Raw genomic sequence first — 2,029 nt, 5'->3', positions numbered from 1 at the left:
GGGCTCTCCAGCTCGGGCATCGACGTCTACGACGCCGGCGTGCAGCCCACCCCGGCCGCCGCCTACCTCGTGGCGGACCTCAACGCCGACTTCGGCGTCATGATCTCCGCCTCGCACAACCCCGCGCCGGACAACGGCATCAAATTCTTCGCCCGCGGCGGCCAAAAGCTGCCCGACGACGTCGAGGACGCCATCGAAGTGCAGCTCGGCAAGGAGCCCACCCGGCCCGTCGGCGGTGAGGTGGGACGGATCCAGCGCTTCTCCGACGCCGAGGACCGCTACATCGTGCACCTGCTGGGCACGCTTCCGCACCGCCTGGACGGCCTGAAGGTCGTCCTCGACTGCGCCCACGGCGCGGCCAGCGGCTGTTCCCCGCAGGTGTTCAAGGACGCCGGGGCCAACGTGATCGTCATTGGCGCCGAACCGGACGGGCTCAACATCAACGAAGGGGTCGGTTCCACGCACCTGGGCCCGCTCAAGCGCGCCGTCCTGGACCACGGGGCGGACCTCGGCATCGCGCACGACGGCGACGCCGACCGCTGCCTCGCCGTGGACCACGAAGGCAACGAGGTGGACGGCGACCAGATCATGGCCATCCTGGCCGTGGCACTCAAGAACGCCGGAAAGCTTAAGGACGATGTCCTTGTGGCCACCGTCATGAGCAACCTCGGCCTGAAGCTCGCCCTGCGCGACGCCGGGATCAGCCTGCGCGAAACCGGCGTGGGGGACCGCTACGTCCTCGAGGAGATGCGCAACGGCGGCTTTAGCCTCGGCGGCGAGCAGTCCGGGCACGTAATTTTTGCCGACCACGCCACCACCGGCGACGGCGTGCTGACCGGCCTGCAGATTGCAGCCCAGGTGGCCCTCACCGGCCGCCCGCTCAAGGAACTGTCCACGGTGATGACCAAGCTGCCCCAGGTCCTCATCAACGTCAAGGGCGTGGACCGTACCCGGGTCAAGGGCGATGCGGTGGTGGCGCAGGCAGTATCCGCGGCAGAATCCGAACTCGGCGACACCGGCCGCGTCCTGCTCCGCCCCTCGGGCACCGAGCCGGTGGTGCGCGTGATGGTGGAGGCCGCAGACCAGGAGACCGCCCAGGGCGTCGCGGAGCGGCTGGCCCAAGTGGTCCGAACCGAACTGGCCCTGGAGCTCGTCGCCGAGTAGCCCGGCCGTTCGATCACCTTTCGCGGCCGTAGTCCGGGGAGGGCCGTTAGCGCAGGAATATGTTGAGGATGAACGGGCCGTTCGCGCTAAATAAAGCCACTGCTAGGATCCCGCGTGCAATTTGTCCTTTCCTGCTTCGGAGATACGTAGCGCTGGCGGACGCTTGGGGCTGCTGCCAGTCCGCCGACATTTGAAATTCCGGACCTGCCAAGCTCGCCGTTTGCAGACCCTGGACCGAAGCCAAAGTCGCTTCCAGTGGTTTCGCTTCGAGGAAAGTTCGCGAAGTCCAGGCTACCTTTGCCCGTTCCAGCGGGAAGGCCAGTTGGATGTCTGCTCCTTCGTGGCGCACGCTGAGGACCACGCGCTGCCCCGGTTCGAATAACCGTTTCCGCCCCCTGACTGGCGGTTCGGGGACAATTTCCTGGACGCTCTGCCACGGAAAAACAGCAACGACACCTGGCGAGGCCCCTCCGCCGATCAGCAGCGCACCGTCGCTGCTGAAGCAGAGGGAGAAGAACCGAGGCAGGCCAGCGGTCCCTGACCGTTGAAACAGTCCCGGGCGGAGGGCACGCAAAGCCTTGAGGAAGGCCTCGTCCCGTCTTCCCTGCAACACTGTGAACCGGCTCAGTTCGCGGGCCATGAGGAAGAAGCCGCTGGCCCGGAGGTCCAGCCACGCAGAGACCCCCATTGCAAGCAGGACCCCGCAGGCCAACTCGGTAAGGACAAATACCGTGGGTCCTTTCCACGCAGAGGCTGCAGGCCCGGCCAGAAGTTCGCGGAGCAGCGGCTGTGCCAGCCACAGCGAGATCGCAAGTACTGCAATCGGAAAGGCGACCCAGGAGAACGCTTTCAGGCGGCGCAGGGC

2 protein-coding genes are annotated in these 2,029 nt (G+C 66.6%); one reads left to right on the top strand and one right to left on the bottom strand.

Translation table 11 applies throughout. The annotated features are described in order from the left end of the window. On the top strand, positions 1-1,164 hold a 1,164-nt coding region (gene glmM, locus LQV45_RS28190), incomplete at its 5' end, for a phosphoglucosamine mutase (RefSeq protein ID WP_230010229.1). A 46-nt stretch (positions 1,165-1,210) separates the two neighbouring features. Here the strand turns inward: glmM and LQV45_RS28185 are convergent. After that, on the bottom strand, positions 1,211-2,029 hold an 819-nt coding region (locus LQV45_RS28185; protein WP_230010228.1), incomplete at its 5' end, for a hypothetical protein.

This window comes from Microbacterium sp. Bi128 (assembly GCF_918698205.1).
Note: the sequence above shows the minus strand (reverse complement) of the source record. Positions and strands in the feature narration are given on the sequence as shown.